Origin of the sequence: Mesorhizobium sp. Root157, from assembly GCF_001427385.1 — a bacterium.
Classification (GTDB): Bacteria; Pseudomonadota; Alphaproteobacteria; order Rhizobiales; family Rhizobiaceae; genus Mesorhizobium.
Genome location: NZ_LMGJ01000036.1, coordinates 144,365 through 167,304, shown reverse-complemented (window position 1 = coordinate 167,304; position 22,940 = coordinate 144,365). Strand labels below are relative to the sequence as shown.

At 61.4% G+C, this 22,940-nt stretch carries 26 protein-coding genes and 1 tRNA gene; 10 read left to right on the top strand and 17 right to left on the bottom strand.

All coding sequences use genetic code 11. The annotated features are described in order from the left end of the window. Positions 1 to 134: 134 nt before the first annotated feature. A complete protein-coding gene (locus ASD64_RS18435; protein ID WP_056108069.1) occupies positions 135 to 2,318 on the bottom strand; it encodes a primosomal protein N' in 2,184 nt (727 codons plus the stop codon). A 90-nt stretch (positions 2,319 to 2,408) separates the two neighbouring features. Here ASD64_RS18435 and fsa point away from each other — a divergent pair, with 90 nt between their 5' ends. After that, positions 2,409 to 3,065, top strand: a complete 657-nt coding sequence (gene fsa, locus ASD64_RS18430; protein ID WP_056108064.1) for a fructose-6-phosphate aldolase — start codon at positions 2,409 to 2,411, stop codon at positions 3,063 to 3,065. Between the two features lie 23 nt (positions 3,066 to 3,088). Here the strand turns inward: fsa and lptE are convergent, their stop codons facing one another. Both lptE and leuS read right to left on the bottom strand, forming a co-directional pair. Continuing rightward, positions 3,089 to 3,661, bottom strand: coding sequence for an LPS assembly lipoprotein LptE (lptE, locus tag ASD64_RS18425; protein WP_056108062.1), 573 nt, complete (start codon positions 3,659 to 3,661; stop codon positions 3,089 to 3,091). After that, positions 3,648 to 6,275 (bottom strand): leucine--tRNA ligase, encoded by a 2,628-nt coding sequence (gene leuS / locus ASD64_RS18420; RefSeq protein ID WP_056108059.1) that lies wholly within the window; start codon positions 6,273 to 6,275, stop codon positions 3,648 to 3,650. The genes lptE and leuS overlap by 14 nt, the downstream gene beginning before the upstream one ends. Before the next feature lie 155 nt (positions 6,276 to 6,430). Between leuS and ASD64_RS18415 the strand changes: the two genes are divergently transcribed. Then, a complete protein-coding gene (locus ASD64_RS18415; protein ID WP_056108056.1) occupies positions 6,431 to 7,093 on the top strand; it encodes a YggS family pyridoxal phosphate-dependent enzyme in 663 nt (220 codons plus the stop codon). 172 nt (positions 7,094 to 7,265) lie between these two features. On the opposite strand, the gene ASD64_RS18410 is transcribed toward ASD64_RS18415, so the two are convergent. Further along, positions 7,266 to 8,126, bottom strand: coding sequence for an endonuclease/exonuclease/phosphatase family protein (locus ASD64_RS18410; RefSeq protein ID WP_056108054.1), 861 nt, complete (start codon positions 8,124 to 8,126; stop codon positions 7,266 to 7,268). A 117-nt stretch (positions 8,127 to 8,243) separates the two neighbouring features. Here ASD64_RS18410 and obgE point away from each other — a divergent pair, with 117 nt between their 5' ends. From obgE to ASD64_RS18380, 6 genes are all read left to right on the top strand, one after another. Continuing rightward, positions 8,244 to 9,281: a GTPase ObgE gene (gene obgE, locus ASD64_RS18405; protein WP_056108051.1), complete on the top strand. Its 1,038-nt coding sequence runs from the start codon at positions 8,244 to 8,246 to the stop codon at positions 9,279 to 9,281. A gap of 5 nt (positions 9,282 to 9,286) precedes the next feature. Next, positions 9,287 to 10,426: a glutamate 5-kinase gene (gene proB / locus ASD64_RS18400; protein WP_056108048.1), complete on the top strand. Its 1,140-nt coding sequence runs from the start codon at positions 9,287 to 9,289 to the stop codon at positions 10,424 to 10,426. 15 nt (positions 10,427 to 10,441) lie between these two features. Next, complete coding sequence (locus ASD64_RS18395) at positions 10,442 to 11,728, top strand: glutamate-5-semialdehyde dehydrogenase (protein WP_056108045.1); 1,287 nt, start codon at positions 10,442 to 10,444, stop codon at positions 11,726 to 11,728. A 76-nt stretch (positions 11,729 to 11,804) separates the two neighbouring features. Further along, on the top strand, positions 11,805 to 12,392 hold the full coding sequence (locus ASD64_RS18390; protein WP_056108145.1) for a nicotinate-nucleotide adenylyltransferase: 588 nt from the start codon (positions 11,805 to 11,807) through the stop codon (positions 12,390 to 12,392). A 64-nt stretch (positions 12,393 to 12,456) separates the two neighbouring features. Further along, entirely contained in the window at positions 12,457 to 13,752 is a 1,296-nt protein-coding gene (locus ASD64_RS18385; RefSeq protein ID WP_056108043.1) for an MFS transporter, read from the top strand. Positions 13,753 to 13,824: 72 nt separating this feature from the next. Then, positions 13,825 to 13,899, top strand: a tRNA-Glu gene (locus tag ASD64_RS18380). Between the two features lie 332 nt (positions 13,900 to 14,231). On the opposite strand, the gene ASD64_RS18375 is transcribed toward ASD64_RS18380, so the two are convergent. The 8 genes from ASD64_RS18375 to ASD64_RS18345 all read right to left on the bottom strand — a co-directional run bounded on the left by ASD64_RS18375 (position 14,232) and on the right by ASD64_RS18345 (position 18,514). Then, on the bottom strand, positions 14,232 to 14,858 hold the full coding sequence (locus ASD64_RS18375; protein ID WP_156460224.1) for a hypothetical protein: 627 nt from the start codon (positions 14,856 to 14,858) through the stop codon (positions 14,232 to 14,234). Positions 14,859 to 14,867: 9 nt separating this feature from the next. Next, entirely contained in the window at positions 14,868 to 15,308 is a 441-nt protein-coding gene (locus ASD64_RS18370) for a hypothetical protein (protein ID WP_056108036.1), read from the bottom strand. Between the two features lie 498 nt (positions 15,309 to 15,806). Beyond that, positions 15,807 to 16,178, bottom strand: coding sequence for a hypothetical protein (locus tag ASD64_RS18365; RefSeq protein WP_056108033.1), 372 nt, complete (start codon positions 16,176 to 16,178; stop codon positions 15,807 to 15,809). After that, positions 16,178 to 16,300 (bottom strand): hypothetical protein, encoded by a 123-nt coding sequence (locus ASD64_RS21870; protein WP_274533368.1) that lies wholly within the window; start codon positions 16,298 to 16,300, stop codon positions 16,178 to 16,180. Before ASD64_RS21870 ends, ASD64_RS18365 begins: the two co-directional genes overlap by 1 nt. Beyond that, positions 16,297 to 16,461, bottom strand: a complete 165-nt coding sequence (locus ASD64_RS21160; RefSeq protein WP_156460223.1) for a hypothetical protein — start codon at positions 16,459 to 16,461, stop codon at positions 16,297 to 16,299. Before ASD64_RS21160 ends, ASD64_RS21870 begins: the two co-directional genes overlap by 4 nt. Further along, the gene (locus ASD64_RS18360) at positions 16,458 to 17,258 is read right to left on the bottom strand and encodes a twin-arginine translocation signal domain-containing protein (protein WP_156460222.1); all 801 of its coding nucleotides are present in this window, start codon (positions 17,256 to 17,258) and stop codon (positions 16,458 to 16,460) included. Before ASD64_RS18360 ends, ASD64_RS21160 begins: the two co-directional genes overlap by 4 nt. Positions 17,259 to 17,289: 31 nt before the next feature. After that, positions 17,290 to 17,598, bottom strand: a complete 309-nt coding sequence (locus ASD64_RS18355) for a hypothetical protein (RefSeq protein ID WP_056108028.1) — start codon at positions 17,596 to 17,598, stop codon at positions 17,290 to 17,292. 349 nt (positions 17,599 to 17,947) lie between these two features. Next, positions 17,948 to 18,514 (bottom strand): hypothetical protein, encoded by a 567-nt coding sequence (locus ASD64_RS18345; RefSeq protein ID WP_056108021.1) that lies wholly within the window; start codon positions 18,512 to 18,514, stop codon positions 17,948 to 17,950. 82 nt (positions 18,515 to 18,596) lie between these two features. Here ASD64_RS18345 and ASD64_RS18340 point away from each other — a divergent pair, with 82 nt between their 5' ends. Together ASD64_RS18340 and ASD64_RS18335 are read left to right on the top strand one after the other, a co-directional pair. After that, positions 18,597 to 19,952, top strand: a complete 1,356-nt coding sequence (locus ASD64_RS18340) for a trypsin-like peptidase domain-containing protein (RefSeq protein WP_156460221.1) — start codon at positions 18,597 to 18,599, stop codon at positions 19,950 to 19,952. Then, positions 19,952 to 20,725, top strand: a complete 774-nt coding sequence (locus ASD64_RS18335; protein ID WP_244480846.1) for a thermonuclease family protein — start codon at positions 19,952 to 19,954, stop codon at positions 20,723 to 20,725. Before ASD64_RS18340 ends, ASD64_RS18335 begins: the two co-directional genes overlap by 1 nt. A gap of 141 nt (positions 20,726 to 20,866) precedes the next feature. Here ASD64_RS18335 and ASD64_RS18330 read toward each other — a convergent pair whose 3' ends face one another. The 5 genes from ASD64_RS18330 to ASD64_RS18310 form a co-directional block, all read right to left on the bottom strand. Next, a complete protein-coding gene (locus ASD64_RS18330) occupies positions 20,867 to 21,355 on the bottom strand; it encodes a hypothetical protein (protein ID WP_056108018.1) in 489 nt (162 codons plus the stop codon). A gap of 98 nt (positions 21,356 to 21,453) precedes the next feature. Next, entirely contained in the window at positions 21,454 to 21,705 is a 252-nt protein-coding gene (locus ASD64_RS18325) for a hypothetical protein (RefSeq protein WP_056108016.1), read from the bottom strand. Beyond that, positions 21,702 to 21,938: a hypothetical protein gene (locus ASD64_RS21155; RefSeq protein ID WP_156460220.1), complete on the bottom strand. Its 237-nt coding sequence runs from the start codon at positions 21,936 to 21,938 to the stop codon at positions 21,702 to 21,704. Before ASD64_RS21155 ends, ASD64_RS18325 begins: the two co-directional genes overlap by 4 nt. Then, the gene (locus ASD64_RS18315) at positions 21,935 to 22,375 is read right to left on the bottom strand and encodes a DUF5681 domain-containing protein (RefSeq protein ID WP_056108011.1); all 441 of its coding nucleotides are present in this window, start codon (positions 22,373 to 22,375) and stop codon (positions 21,935 to 21,937) included. The genes ASD64_RS21155 and ASD64_RS18315 overlap by 4 nt, the downstream gene beginning before the upstream one ends. A gap of 28 nt (positions 22,376 to 22,403) precedes the next feature. After that, the gene (locus ASD64_RS18310) at positions 22,404 to 22,766 is read right to left on the bottom strand and encodes a hypothetical protein (RefSeq protein WP_156460219.1); all 363 of its coding nucleotides are present in this window, start codon (positions 22,764 to 22,766) and stop codon (positions 22,404 to 22,406) included. Positions 22,767 to 22,940 lie beyond the last annotated feature (174 nt).

Here is a 22,940-nt window from a genome sequence, read left to right as displayed (position 1 = left end):
AACGGATTCATGCGACGCGCTTCAAGTCTCTGGTTTTACACATGTCGTGATCCCGAAACCCGTTCCCACTTTCGGGCGACATGCTTTAGCCTTCCCCCTAAGCAGCGAGAAAGGCAAGGGCGACCTCCTTGACCTTATAAAAAACTCTGCGGATCGATATCGACTTGCACGCGCACCGAGCCGCGCGGTTTCGGGCCAGCCGCCAGTATCTGGCGGATGAAGCCTTGAATGTCGCAGCGGCGTTCGCCATGCACCAGGAGCCGAAACCTGTGCCGCCCGCCGATTAGCGCCAGCGGCGCTTCCGCCGGGCCGAGGAGGTGGATTTCGGATGCCTCGGGTACTGCCCGGCGCAGGCCGCGCGCATGTGATTCTGCTTCGGCACGCGTCGCGGCACTTACGATGATGCCGGCCAACCGCCCGAACGGCGGCAGCGCGGCACGCTCCCGTTCCGCGATCTCGCGCATGTAGAAATTTTCGGAATCACCCGAGACGATTGCCTGCATCACCGGATGGTCAGGCTGGTAGGTCTGCAACAGACCGAGGCTCTTTTTGCCGGTCCGCCCTGCGCGGCCCGTGACCTGGGACAATAGCTGGAAGGTGCGCTCCGTGGCGCGAGGGTCGCCATTGGCGAGGCCGAGGTCGGCATCGACCACGCCGACAAGCGTCATGTTGGGAAAGTTGTGGCCCTTGGCGACGAGTTGCGTGCCGATGACAATGTCGGCGTCGCCGTTGGCGATGGCCTCCAGTTCCAGCCTCAGCCGGCGCACGCCGCCCAGCATGTCGGAGGACAAGACGATGGTGCGGGCATTGGGAAAATGCGTCACAACTTCCTCGGCGATGCGTTCGACACCCGGCCCGCAAGCGACCAGATGATCGAAGGTTCCGCATTCCGGACATGCTTCGGGCCGCTTCTCGGCATGGCCGCAGTGGTGGCAGACAAGTTGACCGCGAAAGCGGTGCTCGACCAGCCAGGACGAGCAGACAGGACAGCCGAAGCGGTGGCCGCAGACCCGGCACAGCGTGAGCGGCGCGTAACCGCGCCGGTTGAGGAACAACAGCGACTGTTCCCGTTTTTTCAGCCCTTGCCGGATATGGGAAAGCAGGACGGGCGACAGGAACCCGCCCCGTGTAGGAGGTGCGCGACGCATGTCGATAGCCTTGAGGTCCGGGAGGGCCGCATCGGCAAAGCGCGACGACAGCACGGCGCGCTTGTAGCGGCCCTGCATGGCATTGACGCGGCTTTCGACGGAAGGCGTCGCCGAAGCCAACACCACCGGAAACCCACCGATATGGCCCCGCACCACCGCCATGTCGCGGGCATTGTAGAAGACCCGGTCCTCCTGCTTGTAAGCGGGGTCGTGCTCCTCGTCGACGACGATCAGGCCGAGCTCCTTGAACGGCAGGAACAGCGCCGAACGGGCGCCAGCCACTACCCGAACCGTGCCTTCCGCCACCTGCCGCCAGACACGCTCGCGCATGCGTGGCGGCAAGTCGGAATGCCACTCGGCCGGCTTGGCCCCGAAGCGGTTCTGGAAGCGCTCGAGGAAGGCATGGGTGAGCGCGATCTCGGGCAGCAGGATCAAAACCTGCCTGCCTTGCTGCAGGGCAGCGGCCACGGCTTCGAAATATACCTCGGTTTTGCCGGAGCCGGTCACGCCATCGAGCAGTGTGACGCTGAAGCCGTCAGTCGCGAAGCCGGCGCGCAACATGTCGGCGGCATCCTTCTGGTCCGGCATCAGGTCGGGCGCGGCATAATTGGTATCGGGCGCAACGACCACCGGGCGCGGCGGTATCTTTACTTGCTCGAACACGCCTTGCGCTTTCAACCCGTCGATAACTGTAGAGGATACGCCGGCCGCATGGGCCAGCCCGGAACGTGTCCAGGATAAGCCGTCCGAAGCCATTTCGAGGACGCGCGAGCGCGCCGCTGTCAGCCGATCCGGTTCCGCCATCGTGCGCCGCAGGCCCTCGATCCAAGGCTCGGGATCGAAGGCTTCGGGAGCACGCAACAGCATGCGCGCCACCATGCCGGGCGGCGACAGGGTGTACTGAGCAACCCAGTCGACGAAACGACGCGTGGCATGATCGATCGGGGGACAGACGAACACCTGTTCGATAGGCCGCAGTTTTTTCGAGTCGATGTTTTCGACCGCACCGTCCCAGACGATGCCGGCAACCTGCCGCGGTCCGAGCGGCACGCGCACGATCGAACCCGGCACCACGCACATCCCGCTCGGAACCGCATAGGTGTAGGGGCGTTCCGCCGGCATGGGAACCAATACCGGAACGGCTGCATCGAAAGGCGAATCTTTGCTCATCAAGCGTGACCTTGCCCCGACTTTGGTCTAGAGCAAAGGCCAACGCCGAGCGTGCCCTCCCGCCACCCGGAAAATTCCAAGGAGACTGATATGAAATTCTTCGTTGATACCGCCGACATCAAGGAAATCCGCGAACTGAACGAACTGGGACTGGTCGACGGCGTCACCACCAACCCCTCACTGATCCTGAAATCCGGCGGCAAGATCGATGAAGTGACGCGCCAGATCTGCGACATCGTCAAGGGTCCTGTCTCGGCCGAAGTCACCGCCACAGACTATGCCGGCATGATGGCCGAAGCCAAGGTGCTGGCCAAGATCGCCGACAACGTCGCGATCAAGGTGCCGCTGACATTCGACGGGCTGAAGGCCTGCAAGGCGATCCGCTCGGAAGGCCGCATGGTCAACGTCACGCTGTGCTTCTCGGCCACCCAGGCGCTGCTTGCCGCCAAGGCCGGCGCCTCGTTCATCTCGCCCTTTGTCGGTCGTCTTGATGATACCGGCATCGAAGGCATGGACCTGATTTCCGAGATCCGCCAGATCTACGACAACTACGACTTCGCCACGGAAATCCTTGTCGCTTCGGTACGCACCATCAACCACGTCAAGGACGCGGCGATCATCGGAGCGGATGTCGCCACGGTGCCACCCGCCACTTTGCGTGCACTGGTCAAGCATCCGCTGACCGACAAGGGGCTCGAAGCCTTCCTCGCCGATTGGGCCAAGACCGGCCAGAAGATCGGCCACTGATCGACGGATAAAACGACGAAGCGCTACTGGCGCTTCGTCAGGTCCTGGGCAATCGCCAGACGCAACAGTTCGGCCAGTTCGCGTGCGGCGCGGTTCTCGGCATCGATCTGGGCTCGGTAGGAGGCGAACTCCTGCGTCGGCCTGTCGAATGACGACGAGATCGAGCGCTGGCCCGTACCGACAACCTTGCCGGTGCCGGTCTCAGCCAGCTTGTAGGCCGCCGTCAGCGTCACCGTTCCGGCGGTCGGTTCGTCCTGATCCGTGGTCACCTGGATGGTGGCAGCGGACTGGACCAGTTTGGTCACGCCGAGGTCGAGCGAATAGGCTGGCGTGGCGGGCTCGCCCGCACCGCGCGTTAAGGCGAAGATCAAATTGTTGCGCACTTGCTGCGCGTAGCGCGTCTTGACCGGCTTGACGGCAATCGATGCCAATTCCTCAGCCGCGCCGACGTCGCTGCCCGCCGAGAGCTGCGCATTGGAATAGAGCGGGCGCACCGTGCAGGCCGAGGCCAGTGCCGCACAAAGAAACAGTCCAGCTAGCAAGGCGGGGCGCAAGCGGCGCGCCACGGCGGGCTTGCTGTCTTCATGCAACGACATTGACGATCCTCTGGGGCACGACGATCACTTTGCGCGGTGTCTTGCCCTCAAGTGCCTTCTGCACGAAGTCGAGAGCCAGTGCCGCCTTTTCGACCGCAGCTTGATCCGCGTCGCGGGCGATTGTCAAATCGCCGCGCTTTTTTCCGTTGACCTGCACGGGCAGCACGATCTCGTTGTCGACGACGAGCGCCGGATCGAACACTGGCCACGGTTGAGCTGCCACCAGCCCCTTGCCACCCAGCGCGTGCCAGGATTCTTCGGCCAGATGCGGCATCATCGGCGCGATCATGATGACGAGGAACTCGAGCGCTTGCCGGACTGCTCCGGCGCGTTCGGCCTTGCCCTCGATGACCGCGGCAACCTGCGGCGACAACACATTGGTAAGCTCGTAGAGACGGGCCACGGCCTTGTTGAAATGCAGCCGCTCGATGTCTTCCCCCACCGCCTTGAGGATCTTGTGGGCGGCGCGCGACACGGCCGCCGCGTCCCCGTCTGACGCGGCCTTCGGCGCAATGCCCTGCAAGGGCGGCGCTGCGTCCGCAACCAGCCGCCAGACGCGCTGGACAAAACGGTGGGCGCCGTCGACTCCGGCCTCGGTCCAGATGACGTCACGTTCGGGAGGCGAGTCCGACAGCATGAACCAGCGAGCCGTATCCGCGCCGTAGCTGGCGATGATGTCGTCCGGATCGACCACATTCTTGCGTGACTTCGACATCTTCTCGATCGAGCCGATTTCGACAGGAGTGCCTCCGGCGATCATCGTCGCCTGGCGCTTGCCATCGATCTCCTCGATGCTGACTTCGGCGGGCGTGACCCAGCCCATCGGGCCTTTATAGGTCTCGTGCACAACCATGCCCTGCGTGAACAGGCCCTCGAACGGCTCTTCGACGGCGTTGACATGGCCTGTCGCCTTCATGGCGCGGGTGAAGAAGCGCGAATACAGCAGGTGAAGGATCGCATGTTCGATGCCTCCGATATACTGGTTGACCGGCAGCCAGCCGCTCTTGCCGTCGACATAGGCCAGCGTCGTTGGCTCGGCCTCGTTCCAGGGATCGGTGAAGCGCGCGAAATACCACGACGAGTCGACGAAAGTATCCATCGTGTCGGTGTCGCGCCGGGCCTTCTTGCCGCATTTCGGGCAATCGGCATGCTTCCAGGTCGGATGATGGTCGAGCGGATTGCCGGGCTTGTCGAAGGTCACGTCGGACGGCAGTTCGACAGGCAGTTGCTCGACAGGAACCGGCACTGCGCCGCAGTCGTCGCAGTGGATCACCGGAATGGGGCAGCCCCAATAGCGCTGGCGCGAGATCAGCCAGTCGCGCAAGCGGAACTGCACCTTGCGCTCGGCCTGCGGCCGGTTGCCGATGGCGACGCCGGACAGCCGCGTCGCGACCTCGTTGAACGCCTGCTCCGGTGCCATGCCATCCAGGAAGCGCGAATTGATCATCGTGCCGCCGTCGGAATAGGCTTCTTCCGTAATCTGGAAGGTGGCAGCATCGACGCCGTCAGGCTTGACCACCGGCACCACCGGCAAGCCGTATTTGTTGGCAAAATCGAGATCGCGCTGGTCATGTGCGGGGCAACCGAAAATCGCGCCGGTGCCATAGTCCATCAACACGAAATTGGCGACATAGACCGGCAGCGTCCAGTTCTGGTCGAACGGATGGACGACGCGAATGCCGGCATCGTATCCCTTCTTGTCCGCCGTCTCGAGCGTCGCGGCGGAAGTGCCCATATGGTGGACATCGTCGATGAAGGCGGCAAGCTGCGGGTTGGTCTCGGCCGCCTTTCTGGCGAGCGGATGATCGGCGGCAATGGCCATGAAGGAAGCGCCGAAAATGGTGTCGGGGCGGGTCGTATAAATTTCGAGTTCGCTTTCGCCCGCCGGCGCGGTTCCCTCGGCCAGCGGCCAGCGTACCAGAAGGCCTTCTGAACGGCCGATCCAGTTCTGCTGCATGATGCGGACCTTTTCGGGCCAGCGGTCAAGCGTCGCCAGGCTGTCGACCAGGTCCTGCGCCATCGAGGTGATCTTGAAGAACCACTGCGTCAGGTCGCGCTGCTCGACGGGAGCGCCAGAGCGCCAGCCCTTGCCGTCGATGACCTGCTCGTTGGCGAGCACGGTCATGTCGACCGGGTCCCAGTTGACCTTGGCCGACTTGCGCTCGGCCAGACCGGCCCGCCAGAAATCCAGAAACATCTTTTGCTGGTGGCGATAGTAGCTCGGATTGCAGGTGGCGATCTCGCGCGACCAGTCGAGCGACAGGCCCATCGTCTTCAACTGGCCCTTCATCGTTTCGATGTTGGCGTAGGTCCAGTCGCGGGGATTGACCTTGTTGTCGCGGGCGGCGTTCTCGGCCGGCAGGCCGAAGGCGTCCCAGCCCATCGGGTGCAGCACGTTCTCGCCCTTGGCGCGGTGATAACGCGCGACCACGTCGCCCATCGTATAGTTGCGGACATGACCCATATGGATGCGCCCCGACGGATAGGGGAACATCTCGAGCACGTAATATTTCGGCCGCGGGTCCTCGTTCTTCGTCTCGAACAGCTTCTCGGCATCCCAGGCCTTCTGCCATTTGGGTTCGGACGCGCGCGGATTGTATCGTTCGGTTGCCATGACCGGTTTTTCTTTTAAAAGCATACGGAAAGCAGCCGGGCTTGCGCCGGTTGCGGGAGCATGGCCCCGGTCTTCACCACGGTTTCGAGAACCCGTCAACCGTATGGTGCACCGCCGGGGCAAAATCGGCATGTTTGAAATGACAGGATTACGGTATGGGCAATGCGGTCGAACAACTGGCGCTGGTCAAGGCAAGGATCGCGGCAGCCGAACGCCAAGCCGATCGTGAGGCAAGCGCTGCTTCCCTTGTCGCCGTTTCCAAAACCTTCGACACAGAAACGATTCGCCCTGTCATCAAGGCCGGACAGCGCGTGTTCGGAGAGAACCGGGTGCAGGAAGCCCAGGGCAAGTGGCCCGCCCTCAAGGTCGAATTTCCCGACATCGAACTACACCTGATCGGCCCGTTGCAATCCAACAAGGCCAAGGAAGCCGTAGCGCTGTTTGACGTCATCGAAACCGTCGATCGCGAAAAGATAGCAGCGGAGCTTGCCAAGGAAATGGCCAGGCAAGGTCGGGCTCTCAGGCTTTATGTCCAGGTCAATACCGGGTCCGAACCGCAGAAAGCAGGCATAGACCCGAAAGACGCCGTCGCCTTCGTCAAGCGTTGCCGCGAAGCGCACGGGCTCGCCATCGAAGGCCTGATGTGCATTCCCCCCGCGGAAGAAAACCCGGGGCCGCATTTCGCCTTGCTGGAAAAGCTGGCGCGCGAAGCCAGCGTGGGCAAACTCTCCATGGGCATGTCCGGCGACTACGAACTGGCAATAGCTTTCGGCGCCACCAGCGTACGTGTCGGGTCGGCGATCTTCGGCAGCCGCTAGGTCGTAGCGACGAATAAACGTTTGGCTGCGCAGCAGCGCGGCCTCTTCTGGGTCGGGTCAAAATCGCCCCTGAATGCGGCGAAAATGCATAGTGGCGACCTAGCTCCTTGTTTGAGCATCGGATTCTCGACACTCTGGATTCGCTTGTGCTGGGCAAAATGAGCGCTCTGGATTACTCCAGCACGGTCCAGACCGGCTGGTGGTCAGAGCCGTCGGCGTCATTGTCTATCCAGCACTCCTTCACGTTCCGGGCGAGGCCGGCAGACACGAAGCAATAGTCGAGGCGCGAGTGCTTGCCGGCGCCGGAAAGATCGGTCCAGCTTACGCTGCCTTCGGGGGGCGGACCGGCGAGGCGGGAGGCGTCGACGGGATGATGGGCAACGATGCGGCGACCGAACAGGGGATCGGGCGCGCCGGTCATCTCGGCATATTCAGGTTCGCCGGGGCGCATGTTGAAATCGCCCATGAGGATGAAATCCTCGGGGCAGGGCGGTTCGGGAAAGCCGTATTCGCCGGCGCCGGTGATGGAGCCTCCTTCCATGGGATAGGCGAAGGCTCGCTCTTTCAGGTGGCGGACCTGCATGACGCGCTCTTGCGGGTTCACATGGTCGAGATGGACGCTGTAGACGCGCAGCGGCCCCAGCGGCGTGACGATCAGGCCTTCGAGTGCGGCGCGCTGCAGATTGGCCTTGTCGTAGGTGCGGCTGCGCGGCAAAAGCAGGTTGCGGCTGGAAGCAATCGGCCAGCGCGAGAAAAGCATGTTGCCGAACTGGAAGCGCAGCGCGGGCTTGGGCGGATTGGGCACCAGAGCGCCGAAATCGATATCCATCGCCGCGCCGTAGACGTGAAAATGGTTTGGCAACAGAGCGGTGAGGCCGGCAACCATGTCGATGCCGCCATTGGTGGGATAGTTGCGGGTGACCTCCTGCAAGGCGATGATGTCGGCACCAGCGACGCTTTCGGCAATGCGCTCAAGGCCGACCTTGTCGTCACGGCCGACGCCGAATTGCACATTGTAAGTCACCAGCTTCATTGCGATATCTCCTGTTCACCCGCCAGAATCGATTTGCCTGCTCTCGCGCTGGGCGCCACCTTAGGGTAGGGAAGGCCGTTCCATGAAACGCAATAGCAGCGGAAACAGCAGCGTCCGATGAAATTTCTCGATCAAGCCAAGGTCTACATACGCTCCGGCGACGGTGGCGCCGGTTCGGTATCGTTCCGGCGCGAAAAATTCATCGAGTTTGGCGGGCCGGACGGCGGCGACGGCGGGCGCGGCGGCGATGTCTGGGTCGAAGTGGTCGACGGGCTGAACACGCTGATCGATTATCGCTACCAGCAGCATTTCAAGGCCAAGACCGGAACGCATGGCATGGGCCGCAACATGACCGGCGCCAAGGGCACCGACGTGACGCTGAAAGTGCCGGTCGGCACGCAGGTGATGGCCGAAGACAACGAGACGCTGATCTGCGACATGGTTCGGGTCGGCCAGCGTTTCCTGCTTGCCAAGGGTGGCAATGGCGGCTTCGGCAACCAGCATTTCAAGACCTCGACCAACCAGGCGCCGCGCCGCGCCAATCCCGGCCTGGCGGGCGAAGAGATGAACATCTGGCTGAGGCTGAAGCTGATCGCCGATGCCGGGCTGGTCGGCCTGCCCAATGCCGGCAAATCGACCTTCCTCGCTGCGGTGACGGCGGCCAAGCCGAAGATTGCCGACTATCCGTTCACGACGCTGCATCCCGGTCTCGGCGTTGCCCGCATCGATGCGCGCGAATTCGTCATTGCCGACATTCCGGGCCTCATCGAAGGCGCGCATGAGGGCGTCGGCATCGGCGACCGCTTCCTCGGCCATGTCGAGCGCACGCGCGTGTTGCTGCATCTGGTGTCGGCGCTGGAGGACAATGCAGGCAAGGCCTACAAGACCGTGCGCCGCGAACTCGAAGCCTATGGTCATGGCCTTGCCGAAAAGCCGGAAATCGTGGCGCTCAGCCAGGTCGATATCCTTGACGCCGATGCGCGCAAGAAGAAGCTCGCTTCGCTGAAGCGGGCGGCCGGCAAGGCGCCAGTGCTGTTGTCTGCCGTGACCGGCGAGGGGGTCGAGGCCGTGTTGCGCGGGTTGATGGCCGTGGTGGAAGAAGCGCGGGGTCTGCCGGCCAGCGCCAAGGCGGCCGACGATCGGTGGAAAGCCTGACGGTTATGGCGACGGGCTCGACTACGCTTTCACTGAAGAGCTACCGCCGCATCGCGGTCAAGATCGGCTCGGCGCTGCTGGTCGACCGCACCAAGGGGCTGAAGCGCGACTGGCTGGCTTCGCTTGCCGACGACATCGGAACGCTGGCCGAAGGCGGCGCGGAAATCCTCGTCGTCTCGTCCGGCGCCATCGCGCTCGGCCGCACCATTCTGGGGCTCGGCAAGCGGGCGCTGAAGCTGGAGGAAAGCCAGGCGGCCGCCGCGGTCGGCCAGATCGCGCTAGCCGGCGCATGGTCGGATGCGCTGGGCAGCCACGGCCTGAAATCGGGGCAGATCCTGCTCACGCTTGGCGATACCGAGGAGCGCCGCCGCTATCTCAATGCGCGCGCCACCATCTCGACGCTGCTCAAGATGAAGGCCATCCCGGTCATCAACGAGAACGACACGGTGGCGACTTCCGAAATCCGCTATGGCGACAACGACCGGCTGGCGGCACGCGTCGCCACCATGATGGGGGCGGACCTTCTGGTGCTGCTTTCCGACATTGACGGGCTTTACACGGCACCGCCGGCGCGCGACCCGAAGGCGGCGTTCATTCCATTGGTCGAGCGCATCACGCCCGATATCGAGGCGATGGCGGGGGCTGCCGCTTCCGAACTGTCGCGCGGCGGCATGCGCACCAAGCTCGACGCCGGCAAGATCGCCACGGCCGCGGGGACCGCGATGATCATTACCGCCGGCACGCGCCAGTCGCCGTTGATGGCGATCGAGCGCGGCGAGCGGGCGACCCTGTTTCGGCCGAGCACGCATCCGGTCAAGGGCTACAAGACCTGGATCGCCGGTCAGCTCGAGCCGGCGGGGCGGCTGACGGTGGACGAGGGCGCGGTCAAGGCGCTGTTGTCGGGCAAATCGCTGCTGCCGGCCGGCGTAAAACAGGTGAGCGGCAATTTCTCGCGCGGCGATACGGTGGCGATCCTTTCGCCGGACAGCCGCGAGATCGCGCGCGGGCTGGTTGCGTACGATGCCGCCGATGCCGTAAGGATCGCCGGATTGAAAACTGCCGAGATCGAGGCTGTGCTCGGCTATGAGGCGCGTTCGGCCATGATCCACCGCGACGATCTGGTGGTGAGCGACGTCGAAGCATAAGCGGAAGGATGAGACATGCTGAAGGCGCATGACCGATCCACTGACGACACCATTGCCATGATGGCCGGGATCGGCCGCAAGGCGCGCGCTGCCGCACGGCCACTGGCGATCGCCACGGCCGAGCGCAAGCATGCCGCGCTGGTCGGCATGGCCGAGGCCATCGCCGCTTCTGAACAGGATATCCTCGACGCCAACGCCATCGATATGTCGAACGGCGAGGAGGCCGGCCTGTCGCCGGCGATGATGGACCGCCTGAAGCTTTCGCCGGCGCGCATCCGCGCCATGGCCGACGGCATCCGCGCCATTGCCGAACTGCGCGATCCGGTAGGCGACGTCATTGCCGAATGGGATCGGCCCAACGGCCTGCATATCGAGCGGGTGCGCACGCCGCTTGGCGTCGTCGGTGTCATCTATGAAAGCCGGCCGAACGTCACAGCCGATGGCGGGGCGCTGTGCCTGAAGGCCGGCAATCCGGTGATTTTGCGCGGCGGTTCGGATTCGCTGAACTCGTCGGCGGCCATCCATGCCTGCCTCGTCGAAGGCTTGAGGACTGCGGGCCTGCCGCAAGAGGCGATCCAACTCGTGCCGACCACCGACCGCGCCGCTGTCGGCGAGATGCTGAAGGGGCTTGCCGGAAATCTCGACGTGATCATCCCGCGCGGCGGACGCAGCCTGGTCGAGCGGGTGCAGACCGAAGCGCGGGTGCCGGTGTTCGCGCATCTGGAAGGCATCTGCCACCTCTATATCGACAAGTCCGCCGATCTCGACATGGCGGTGAAGGTGGCGGTCAACGCCAAGATGCGCCGCACCGGCGTCTGCGGCGCGGCCGAGACGCTGCTGATCGACCGTGCGGTTGTCTCGACGCACCTGAAGCCGGTTCTGGAAGCGCTCAGCGCAGCCGGCTGCGAGATACGGGCGGACGTGGATGTGCTGGCCGCGTTCGGCGATGCCACGCCGGCAGGCGAGGCCGACTGGCACACGGAATATCTCGACGCCATCATCTCGGCGAAGCTGGTCGACGGGGTTGCCGGAGCCATCGAGCATATCGAGACCTATTCCTCGCACCACACCGAGGCAATCGTGGCGGAGGATGCCAAAGCGGTCGAGCGCTTCTTCAACGAGATTGATTCGGCCATTCTCTTGCACAACGCCTCGACCCAGTTCGCCGATGGCGGCGAGTTCGGCATGGGCGCCGAGATCGGCATCGCCACCGGCAAGATGCATGCGCGCGGCCCGGTCGGCGTCGAACAACTCACCTCGTTCAAGTATCGCGTGCGCGGTTCCGGACAGGTGCGGCCTTGACCGGCTTCGCCGTCAGGCAGTGAGAGCGGGCGTGCTCTCGTCCGTGCCGCCTGCCGTCGCCCGCCAGTATCTGCGCATGCCGCATGTCGAAAAAGGCATGCAGGTCGGCCTGTTCGGCGGCTCGTTCAATCCGCCGCATGCAGGCCACGCACTGGTTGCCGACATTGCGCTCAGACGACTTGCGCTGGACCAGCTCTGGTGGATCGTCACCCCCGGCAATCCGCTCAAGGCGACGCGCGAGCTGGCGCCGCTTGCCGAGCGCATCCGCCTGTCCGAGCGCACGGCACGTGATCCGCGCGTCAAGGTGACCGCCTTCGAGGCCGCGCATCACGTGCGCTACACCGCCGACACGCTGGCGCTGGTGCATGCGAAGAACCCCGGCATCGATTTCGTCTGGATCATGGGCGCCGACAGCCTGCGCGAATTCCACCGCTGGCAGCGCTGGCGCCAGATCATGCTGACCTTTCCCATTGCCGTCATCGACCGGCCGGGGGCTACGCTGTCGTTCCTGTCCTCGGTGGTGGCCAAGACGTTCGACTATGCGCGCGTCGACGAAAACGATGCGCCGCGCCTGGCGCGCATGAAGGCGCCTGCCTGGACCTTCATCCACGGCCCGCGCTCGGTGCTGTCGTCCACGGCCATTCGCAACGGCGCCAAGACGTAGTTGTATCCAAAGCGTGTCGCTTTTGCTGCCGCCTCGAGCGAGGCGGACAGGCCATGATCGGGCGATGAACAAGACCTTCGATACTGAAGCCGTAGACGACCGCGCGGGCGCTGCCGGCGAACCCACGCCGCTGATTGCGATTGCCAGCGTCATCGTCTCGATGGGCCTGGTCGCCATCGGCAACGGCCTGATGTTCGCCTACATTCCCGTGCGCCTCGGCGCGGAAGGCTTCGACCCGACCTGGGCAGGCCTGATCGTGACCGGGCTGTCGGCTGGCGGGCTTGCCGGCTGCATCTTCACCGGGCCGCTGGTGCGGCGTGTCGGCCATGCGCGCGCTTTCATGGTGCTGTCGGCGCTCATTGCCCTGTCCAACGCCAGCGTGGGCGCAGGCACTTATCCGGTGCTGTGGATCGCTGCGCGCGCGCTTTACGGCTTTGCCATTTGCGGCCTGTTCATCGTGGCGCAGAGCTGGTTGAACGATGTCGTCGCCAACACCATACGCGGCCGGGTCATGGCGGTGTTCTACGTCGCCTATACCGCCGGTCTCGGCGTCGGCTATTTCACGCTAGCCTTCATCGATCTGGCAACCGCAGAGGCGCCGCTGATCGGCATCGCCTTCACGGCGCTGTCTATCCTGCCCGTGGGGCTGACCAGGCTGGCCCAGCCGCCGCCGCCACTGGCCGCCTCTGTTGCCTTGAAGAAAGCCTGGCGCATTTCTCCCGTCGGCCTTGCGGCGATGCTGGCGGTCGGCGGCCTGTCGATGACCATCACCGGCTTTGCCCCGATCCATGCGACGGCCAAAGGCTACAGCCAGGCCGATGTGGCGCTGCTGTTGTCGTGCATGCCGCTCGGCACGCTGTTGCTGCAAATTCCGTTCGGCTGGATTTCCGATCGCACCGACCGCCGCTACGTGCTGATCGGCGCTTCCGGCCTGGCCGCCGCCGGCGGCCTGCTGGCGCTTGGCTTCGACGGCGGGGCGCTGGGGTTGCTCATCGTCATCTATGTGATCTGGGATGGCGCTTCGGAATCGATTTATTCGCTAGGTAGCGCCCACGCCAACGACAGGGCCGGCAAGGACGATCTGGTGGCGCTGTCAAGTTCGCTGCTGTTTGCGTGGTCGCTGTCCGGCTTCGTCGTTCCGGGCATCGTCACCGGCCTGTCGGTGGTCGTGGGCACGCAGGCCTTCATGTATGTGGCCGTGATCATAGCCGCCGCATTCCTGGTTTTCGTGATCTGGCGCGTCGCCACCACCCAGGCTGTGCCTGCCGATGAAACGGGCAGCTTCGCGCCGATGACGGCTCAGGCGCCATTGCCGGTGGAGCTTGCCTTTTCGCCGGACGACGAGCAGCAACAGCGCTAGGCACGACGAAAAAGGGATGCAAATCGACCGGTTGCTTTTTCGAATTCGCCAGCCTATATCGCCCTCACGGCTGCGCCCATCGTCTAGCGGTCAGGACGGCGCCCTCTCACGGCGCAAACAGGGGTTCGATTCCCCTTGGGCGTACCAACAATTTCAATAGTTTAGGTTGTCATCCGTCGAAACCGTCAAATAACGGTCGAATAAGCGCGTTTGTGAGCGGCAGGAAGCCGAGCAGCGCAAGGAGATTGAGCGGCAGAATCGCCAGTTCCATAAGTCTGGCGCACCACACTGAAGATGCTGCGACCTCAAAAGTTAAGCGCCTTTCGACAAGTGCGGAGTTATCTCTTTGACTTACGCCATTCATTCGAGGGCCAACCAAGCCTTGGATGGCAGTTGGCTGATGCGACTCGCGTCACTGAAGGAGACAGCATCGGCCAGACGTCCCCTCCCAAGTCTGTCGCCCAAAAATAAATGAGGCGCTAATAAACTTTACAGTTTGGCTTTGTCACATTGCTGAACGCCTTGGCGTACCCCTTCTGGCCAAATTTTTTCCGCTCGCCCCGATAAGTTCCCTTGACGACCTTGCAAGTCCCACCGCCTAGCCTGACCTGAAACTCGATTTTATCAACGGCATCCCACCCGATAATGTCACCAGATGCCGGGAAACGTTTGATCTCCGTGGCTTGGCTTTTTAACGTCAGAATACCCCCGCTGAAGCTGCTGGTGGTCGAGTATTTGATTGTTCCCGTCTCACCGGGTTTTGCAGGGTTAGAACAACGTATGACATCCGAATGTTTGCCGCCCAGCCGGAACATCGGTGCGAACCCTGAGAACCTTCCGTCGACATCACAGCCGGAAATGAAGTTGCCGCCGTATTGAGCGACCAGCATTTCTTTGCCCTCGACCCGCATCTGGGTAATGGCGAGGCCGTTACTGGCATACTTGTGTCGAAAGAGTTGGAAGTCGTTTTTCAGAGGGTCCCAGGAATGGTCGTCTATCTGAAGCGAGTACTCGATTTGTATATATTTGAAGGGAAATTTTTCAGCAGCTTGAACTGGGGTGACCAAGCCAATAACGACTGCAAGACTGGGTATGAACAATTTCACGGCGCACCTCTAGTTACAAGCATATTTGCCATTAATGAGAGCGCAGCTCTCGCCGGTCGACTTATATGAACCGCTGCCTCCCTTTTGTTTTACTAGTGCGTCGTTGGCCTTCCTCAATTGTCTGGCCGTTTTCTTGTCTCCCGCCCGCTCCGCCGCGTCGATGCCCATGCGATAGGCAATATTCGCTTTCGTGGTCTTGCCTGCCTTCTCTGCTTCGAAACCGGTTCTGAGCCAGTGCAGCGCATCTGCTATATCGGCGTTCTTATCGTTGATTTTGGCTTCGCGCAGATTGCCCGCCTTAACGGCTTCATCCGACGCCTTCAGAAAGGCGATACGCGCTTCGTTGAATTTACCGGCCTGCTGCAAAGCCAGGCCCTTCCGATTATGGGAACGGCTCATTGTTCCGTGGCGCTGCTGATCCAATTGAACGCTGCCGAGATTGTCCGTCATCTGGCTTTGGCTCGCGAGGGATTGGATGATGGATAGAACAGCTGCCCCGACTGCTAGACCTGCCGCAACCTGGCCACCAGCATTGCTAGATGAATTTGTCGTGGATCGAGGCCTGTCGCCCGGCAGGCATGCAAAGGCATTGCTGGCTAGATGCTTACCGGGGCCGCAAACGGCATCGGCGTTGGAAGCCGTAGGAAGTATCACAAACAAGGAAACTACAATCCAAACCGCCCTAGTGGATTTGCCCACCCCTATCCCTCCCCAGCGACAAGCGACATGAAGCAATCCAGCTTTACCAGTCGGTTTTGTCAAGGCATTACCCGCCAGTGCAAATCCGGTACACGCTTGACTTTGACATGCCGACCGCAACCGCGGCGGCTTCGAATGTGAGGCCTTGGCGTGTAGGGCGATTACTGGGCACGGCTGACGCCGGCCGGAGTGGAAGCCCTGCTGGCGCTCGATGCGACGCAGGGCTAGGCCCCAACGCGTGGAATGCCGTCATGGCCGCGCCTCCATCGCCTTTATATCCTTCATAAGGCTTTTGAAGAACGTTCCCTCGCTGTCCTCGTCGTCCGCGTTCCAGCGTTCGTAGACTCTCACCTTTGCGAGGATGCCGGCCAGGCCGTTCGCGCGGGTTTTCATGATCTTGAAGAACAGCCGGGACACTGCCGCTGCCCTACCTTCTTCCTCACGCTCTGTCTTATGAACCCGGGATCGACGGCGCTTCTCAAGCCGGGACAAGAGCCGGTCAAAGGTCTCCTCGATTTTCGCCGTCGTGGCGGTAGCCTCGTCCCACTCGTCACTTCGGACGAAGAACTTAGCTTCGAGCCGCAGGAGATGGTTGTCGGAGCAGTGTGCTTTCTTGCCCATCACACCGTCTCCCGAAGGCTAATATCAGCGAGGCGCTTGATATCAGCTTTGCGGTTCGCATGGCGGTGTTGCGCATCCCAGTCGCGGAACAATGCCATGATGAGGGGAAGAGCGGCGGTCATGCTTCACCCTTTTCCGTATGGTTCGAATTTTCGCGCAACATAGCCATTATCTCGGCCCGGATTTCTGGCGGTGCCTTGCGAAACAATTCCAGACTTTCCTGGATTTCATCGGCGGCTTTCATGAAGTCGGAAACCTTAGGCTTGCGGCTAGCAGCGCTCATGCTGCACCGCCTTCCGCCAAAGCGATCACGTCGAAGACGACATTCACGAAGGCTCCCAAAATGGGAAAACATCGCGCCATTTCTGGTGTGAAGTCCTTGCTGTCGCTGGAGATCAGCGCCGCCCGCGCCTTGATATGCAAATCGGCGACATTGGCGACGGGAACCTCCATGAGAGCGGAGATTGCACGGTCCAGGTCCTTCTCAGCTTCCCTGACCCGGGCGATAACTGCGCCGGAGCCTGCAGCCTCTCGAAGCTTTTCAGTTTCGGCGAGATATGCCTCCATTTCCTCGACATCGGCGAGGCCTGTCTGTCTCCATTGTTCGGCGCGCTCTTTCACTCGCGCCGAAGCGTTGGCGCGAAGTGGACGGGGATGCTCCATCAGAGCCCGGTGGTCGCTCACTTCCTTGCTTGACTTGATTTTTATGGCTTTGCCGCTGTCGTCGAGCATGGAGCGATCGACGATATCCGTTTCAAAGGTGCCGGACATGAAACCGTACCAGCGCATGCTCTCGGGCGCACGCGGCCAGAGGTGTCGCCATTCGTCCGCTAGCCAGTCGCGGGCGTCTTTCGCTGCGACGAGTTCGCGCCTGGCATCCGTGACAGCTTTGAAGGCTGTTTCGATATCTGGTGAAGCCTTAGGAACTATATTCACCGCTCCTGGCATTGCCATGGCTGGCTCAGCCGCGGGGACGGCAACTGCGACCGCAGCGCCAGCCGTAGCCGTGTTGATGAGAAAGCGCCTGCGGTTGATTTCAGGCAAAGGGGTGGCAGTCGCCCGCGTGGCGTCGTTCGTCATGGCGGCGTTCTCCTATTATTGGTGAGGGGGATCAGGCCGCCAGCGCGGCCAGTTGGGTTTCGAGGCGGCGGCGCATCGCAACCGTGTCGTAGCGGAGGCTCTTGTATTGGAGGGCGTCAATTTCGGCCCTGATGCCTTCAGCCCTACGCTGGGCAGGCGTCGTGCCATCCTTCGCCTGCTTCCATGCGGCCTTGAGGCCCCACGATATGAGCTTGGAATAGGACCACTCACGGCCGGCATACATACGGGCGTAGCGGTGGGCCTCGTTCATTATTGCGGCCCGGTCGAAGGCGATTTTCGGCAAAGCTTCGCCGCTCGCCGGAACGATGATGTTCGGCATGGTCTTTCCCCAGAAGTTCAATTACGATACCTGAGGTATTAAGCATGGCTATTGCACTGCTGTCAATACCTGAGGTATTATATAGTTCCTGAGGGTCTAAATTTTCATGTCGATTTCGAGCGAACAGATACGAGCGGCGAGAGCCTTGCTCCGGTGGGAGCAGAAGGACCTGGCTGCGGCTTCGAAGGTTTCGTTACCTTCGATAAAACGACTGGAATCCCAACCCGGCGCGTTGGCTGCTCAGGCCCGCACGGTCGATGCGCTCGTGGCAGCACTGGAGGCGGGCGGTATTGTTTTCGTTGCGGAGAATGGCGAAGGCCCTGGAGTCCGTCTCCGTAAGAAGGCGGCCCTATAGCTTTGGATCGGTCTTAGCTCGAGCGGACACCTTCCGGGCCTTCTTTCGAGCAGGAGGCTTTGATTTATTCGCCTGACGACGTGCGCGCTCGGCTTCGGCGAAGCGCTTCCGTGCTTCCTCTCGAATTCTCTCGAGAGCATTGACGCCGTCCATCATCTCGGATCGGCCGCGCCGCTCTTGCATGTTTTGGCCCACCAAACGAGAGGCAACCACCTGAAGAGCACCGCTAACAATAGTCTCGCGGGCATCTTCACGTTCCCATGCTTCGTCATAGGTCGGGTTCGAATCGTCTCGCCTAAACGACAGAATCTGGTCGACTTCCCAGCTGGCGGGCCAGTGTCCAACCTTGTCATGATATCGCTCGAAAGCCTCAATGACGGCAACGCACTGCTTGCCAAGTTCATAAGATTTTCCGGCCCCTCGAACGACGCGGATAATATTGGCGGCCAGTTCCCAAAGCGGCCATTCGATCTCCCGTTTGGCCCACTCCTTGTCAATGTCGGTTTGGCTATTCTCAACCGCCAATCGGAGATGAGACTTTCGATCCTCTTCGTCCGCCATTCCTTTGCCTCCCAAGCAGGGGGGTGACCATAAATCGCCTCGGACGATATCGTCCACCCCTAGACTTCCGTGCGAGAACGAAGTGGCCAAGTGTGCAGAGGGAGCAAGGCAGCGCTATCAAGATGCCGTTCACCTCGACGGAAATCTTGGGTTGCCGCCGGACGATATTCGCGCCTTACTGCGCTCGGGTGTTTGGCAAGTGGCTTGGGTTATGGTGTCGATGAAGCGGACGGCGTTCTCTGCTGTCTTCATGGCGGTAGCTATCGGGGCCGGAGCAGGCATCGCTTTCGCGGGTGATGTCACCAGTTCCGGAACGGGATTTTTCGTCAACGATCAAGGCTGGGTGCTCACCAATGCCCATGTCGTGGAAGGCTGCACGAGCGTCAGCGTCCCGCAGATGGGAACTGGTGATGCTCTGGCGGTCGACAAGCAGAATGACCTCGCCGCCTTCAAGCTCACATCCGGGGTCGGGAAGCCACACCTGCCGCTGCGGCGCTCTCAGCCGAGGCTTGGCGAGGATATCGCCGCGTATGGATTTCCGCTCGATGGCATCCTGTCCGACTCCATCAAGGTCACTACGGGGAATATCAATTCCCTGGTGGGGATGGAAAACGACACTCGCTATCTGCAGGTGTCGACGCCCCTCCAGCCCGGCAATTCCGGTGGCCCGATCCTCGATCAGTGGGGATCAATCGTCGGCGTCTCGACTGCCGTGCTCGGAACGAAATTCACCGACGCAACAGGAATAGCGCCGCAGAACGTCAATTTCGCGGCTCGGTCGAATGTGGTCGAAATGTTCCTGCAAAGCCGGGATATCAAGTACGACAGTGCCGATCCGGGACAAGATGACAAACCGCTGTCCACGGCCGATCTGTCCGACAAGGCGGTTCCGGCTGTCGTGAAGGTTCTCTGTCACGGTGGGGCCGCAACCGTGGCCGAAGCCGAGACGCCCGATAAGCCGACAGTGCCGAGCACGATGCCTCGCACCGCTTTCCGCTCGTTCAGCCCTGCCGACAGCTACGATGTTATGGGCTTCGATTACGCGACCCTGAAGAATGTTTCCGAAGCCGAGTGCACAAGCGCTTGCCAGGACGATCTATCGTGCAAGGCCACGACCTATAACAGGAAGGCCCACTTCTGCTTCCTGAAGAGCGATGCGAAGATCCTTGTCCGTAATGTCGATGCCGTGGCGAGCGTTCAGAGCAACCTGGCGGGTAGTCTCATCTTTTCGACATTCGTTATCAGATCAGGCCGTGACATGGCCGGCGGCGACTATAGCCGGATTCGAAACACCAATTTTATCGCCTGCTATGCGGCCTGCGAAACTGACTATCAATGCCGGGCCTTCGCGTACGTTCGCAAGAAAAGCGAATGCTGGCTGAAAGACCGGATCGGCTACGTCAGCGCAAAGAACGGCATCGATCTGGGCCTGAAGTGATGGCTTTCCCCAAGATAGGCATGATCCTGATACCCGTGGCAGCCGCTATCGGATATTTTGCGGGCGACGGCCTTGATCCTGTTCGACCCAATGAATCGACGGTCGCCCAACATTCTTCCGATGGTTCGCCTCCAGGAAAGTCGATCACAGCCCGCGCCTCAGTCATAGACGGCGATACCATTGAGATTTCCGGCCAAAGGGTACGCTTCAACGGGATTGATGCTCCTGAAGGCAAACAATCATGCAGGAACGGCAAGGGCCAGCCATATGCCTGCGGGCGAGCGGCTGCCAATGCGCTAGACAAGTTCCTTGCCGCCTCTCGCCCTGTTTCATGCCAGTTTGTCGAATGGGATCAGTACGGGCGCTTCGTGGGCAACTGTGCCCGCGCTGACGGAAAATCGGTACAGGAGTGGCTTGTAGTGAATGGCCATGCGCTCGATTGGCCTCGATACTCGAATGGAGCGTTCGCCGCGCAGGAAGCGACGGCAAGAGCGTCCAGACGAGGTATGTGGCAGGGTGACTTTCAAAAGCCGTGGGACTGGCGAGCCGCACAACGAAACATCGAGCCGGCCGCCGCGCCTGTCCCTCTGATGCAGACCGGATCGTCCGGCTGCAATATCAAGGGCAACATCAGCTCAAAGGGTGAGCGCATCTATCATGTTCCCGGCCAGGAGAACTACGACGACACCCGGATTTCGGAGAACAAGGGGGAACGCTGGTTCTGTTCTGAATCCGATGCCAGGCAAGCCGGCTGGCGCAAGGCTCGGCGGTAATAGACCATGTTGGCTCCGAATCCCCAAAAGCCTGATCCAGCCCCTTGGCCTCGCGGCTGGGTGCTGTTCGGCATGGTGTTGGGTGTAGTGATCCCGTTGGCGATATGGGCGGCGGTCCATCTGCTCGGATAGTTCACTCAGTCAGAAGCGGTATTTCCCAGGCCACCGCCAATCCGTCTGCGCCTTTCCATAGCAATTGCTGGCGTAGGTGAACTGCCCAGTTGCGATTGCTCTGCAGGCCCAAACAATCTGCCCGTACTGATTGTAAAATGCGTCCCAGTCGGCCCCTTGATAATAGTTCGGGGTATAGCCACCGCCACCACAATTATTGTTTGCACAGATGGCGACAGCGGCCCCGACCGCTGCAATTGCAACTCCCGCCGCTATAGCTTGGTTCTGCTGTTTAACCATCGTTGCGCACTGCTCTGCAGATACGGACCTGCGCGATAGCTCAACAAGAATATCGACTTTGAACTGCTGATCATTGGTGGAGAAAAATGAGCGGCACAACGCTGAAGTAGTGATTGCTTTTGGGTCTTTGTTCAGCGCCTCTCGTGACGTTGTGCAAGATGCCAAAGACAGCGCCAAAAAGGCCGTCGCAACGGCCCTGATCCCCCGATTCAAATACATTGAGCCCCCCAGCTCGAAATTTCGAACTCAGGCTATCGATAAAGAGCTGGGAAATGCAACTTGCATTTAGTCTGACATCGATCTGATAGGTGGCTGGCTCACCAGTTCTTGGACATGACGCGGGGCGGTTGGCTCGTAACGCCGGTGGTTTTGGTGCCTGGGGCAATCAGCCGGATGATACAGATATCATCGCTGTCAGGCTCCCATCCTTCTGCCTTGGCTAATTCCATTGCCTCGGCCTCTTCCTTGTCGCTGGCAACGATGCGGATGACACGCTTTTGCCTGGCATTCTTCGGATCTGGAAAGGCTGCCTCTAGCTTCTCCAAGCGGGTGCTCAGCGGTCCTTTCATCGGCCTATTCCTTCCATAAGCGCTAGGGTTTCTTCATGCGTATGCAGATTGCCGCGCCATTCGGTGCGGGCGCCTGCAATTGTCGTGGCGATGCAGACTGGGCCGGGAGAGCATTGCAGCAAGGCATCGAGAAAGCGGTCCTGCGCGTCGGCTTCGTCAGCAGCTTGAATCTCGACTGGCGTCATCGGCGCCATAGCGGCCTCAATGCGTTCAAGTCGGCGTGAAAGGCTCATTTCTTGGCCATCCTTTCCTCAAGGGCTTCGACGCGGGCTGCAAGGTCGCTCGTCTCGATAGCCCTCCTGTGCGCCTCCAGAAGGGACACAATGGCTGCTCCCTCGTCTGGGGAGATATCGCCATCCGCAACTTGGCGCGTGACCTTGGCAATGGCGTCAGGCAACTCGTCGGCTTTCGCGACTTCCGGCAGTTCGAAGCTGATGCCACGCCCCTTGCGGACAGGCCATATGCGCTCAAGCAGCATGCGGCCCGCCGTGGTGTCGCCCTCCTTGGCCTTGTCGATCATGGCCTGTGCGATTTTATTGGCTTCGCCCTCGGCAAGCGCGTCGAGGGCAAGCAGTGCCTTGGAGCGCGTACCGGCGCGCCGGCCTTTCGGATTGCCCGACTGGCCCGGTTTGAAGCGCGTATCTTTCGGCTGTTCGCCGTCATCCGTCATTTTCTGCGAAATCCCTGTTCAGGCAGGCTCAATGGACCGCGTTCAATCCCGATGGATTGGGCGCGCAAGCCCTCGTCATGACCGCCATGGCCGCGATATCGTCCACGGCGTAGTGCAGGAACAGTTGGGCAACCCCGAACAGGTCATTGGCCCAGCTTTCCCGCCCTTCTGCACGAACAAGAGCTGACGCCTGATGCAGACCGTGTGCCGTGGCGACGTATTCAAGCATTGAAGCCTGTGTGTGGACATCGCCGTTGCAAGCCTGCCCCATCAGGTCACCGATACGATTGGAAACCGCCTCGACGGGCGGCATGGCGGACATTCCGGCTGCAACCTCTGCCGAATGCTTTTCCATCCAGTCGTGCATGTCAGGAAAGGGAAGGTTGTCCATGAGGGTTTCTCCATGTGGCTTGTGAAGATTCAGGCGAACGGCTATCGTCTGCACCCATGTCATATGACCATTTCCGCCCACCGGAACACTTTTCACCAGCGGGCAAGATTGGCTTCCGGGTGCTGTGCCTGGTGACGGTCGCTATCGTCATGAGCGCTGCCGCATACTTCGTAG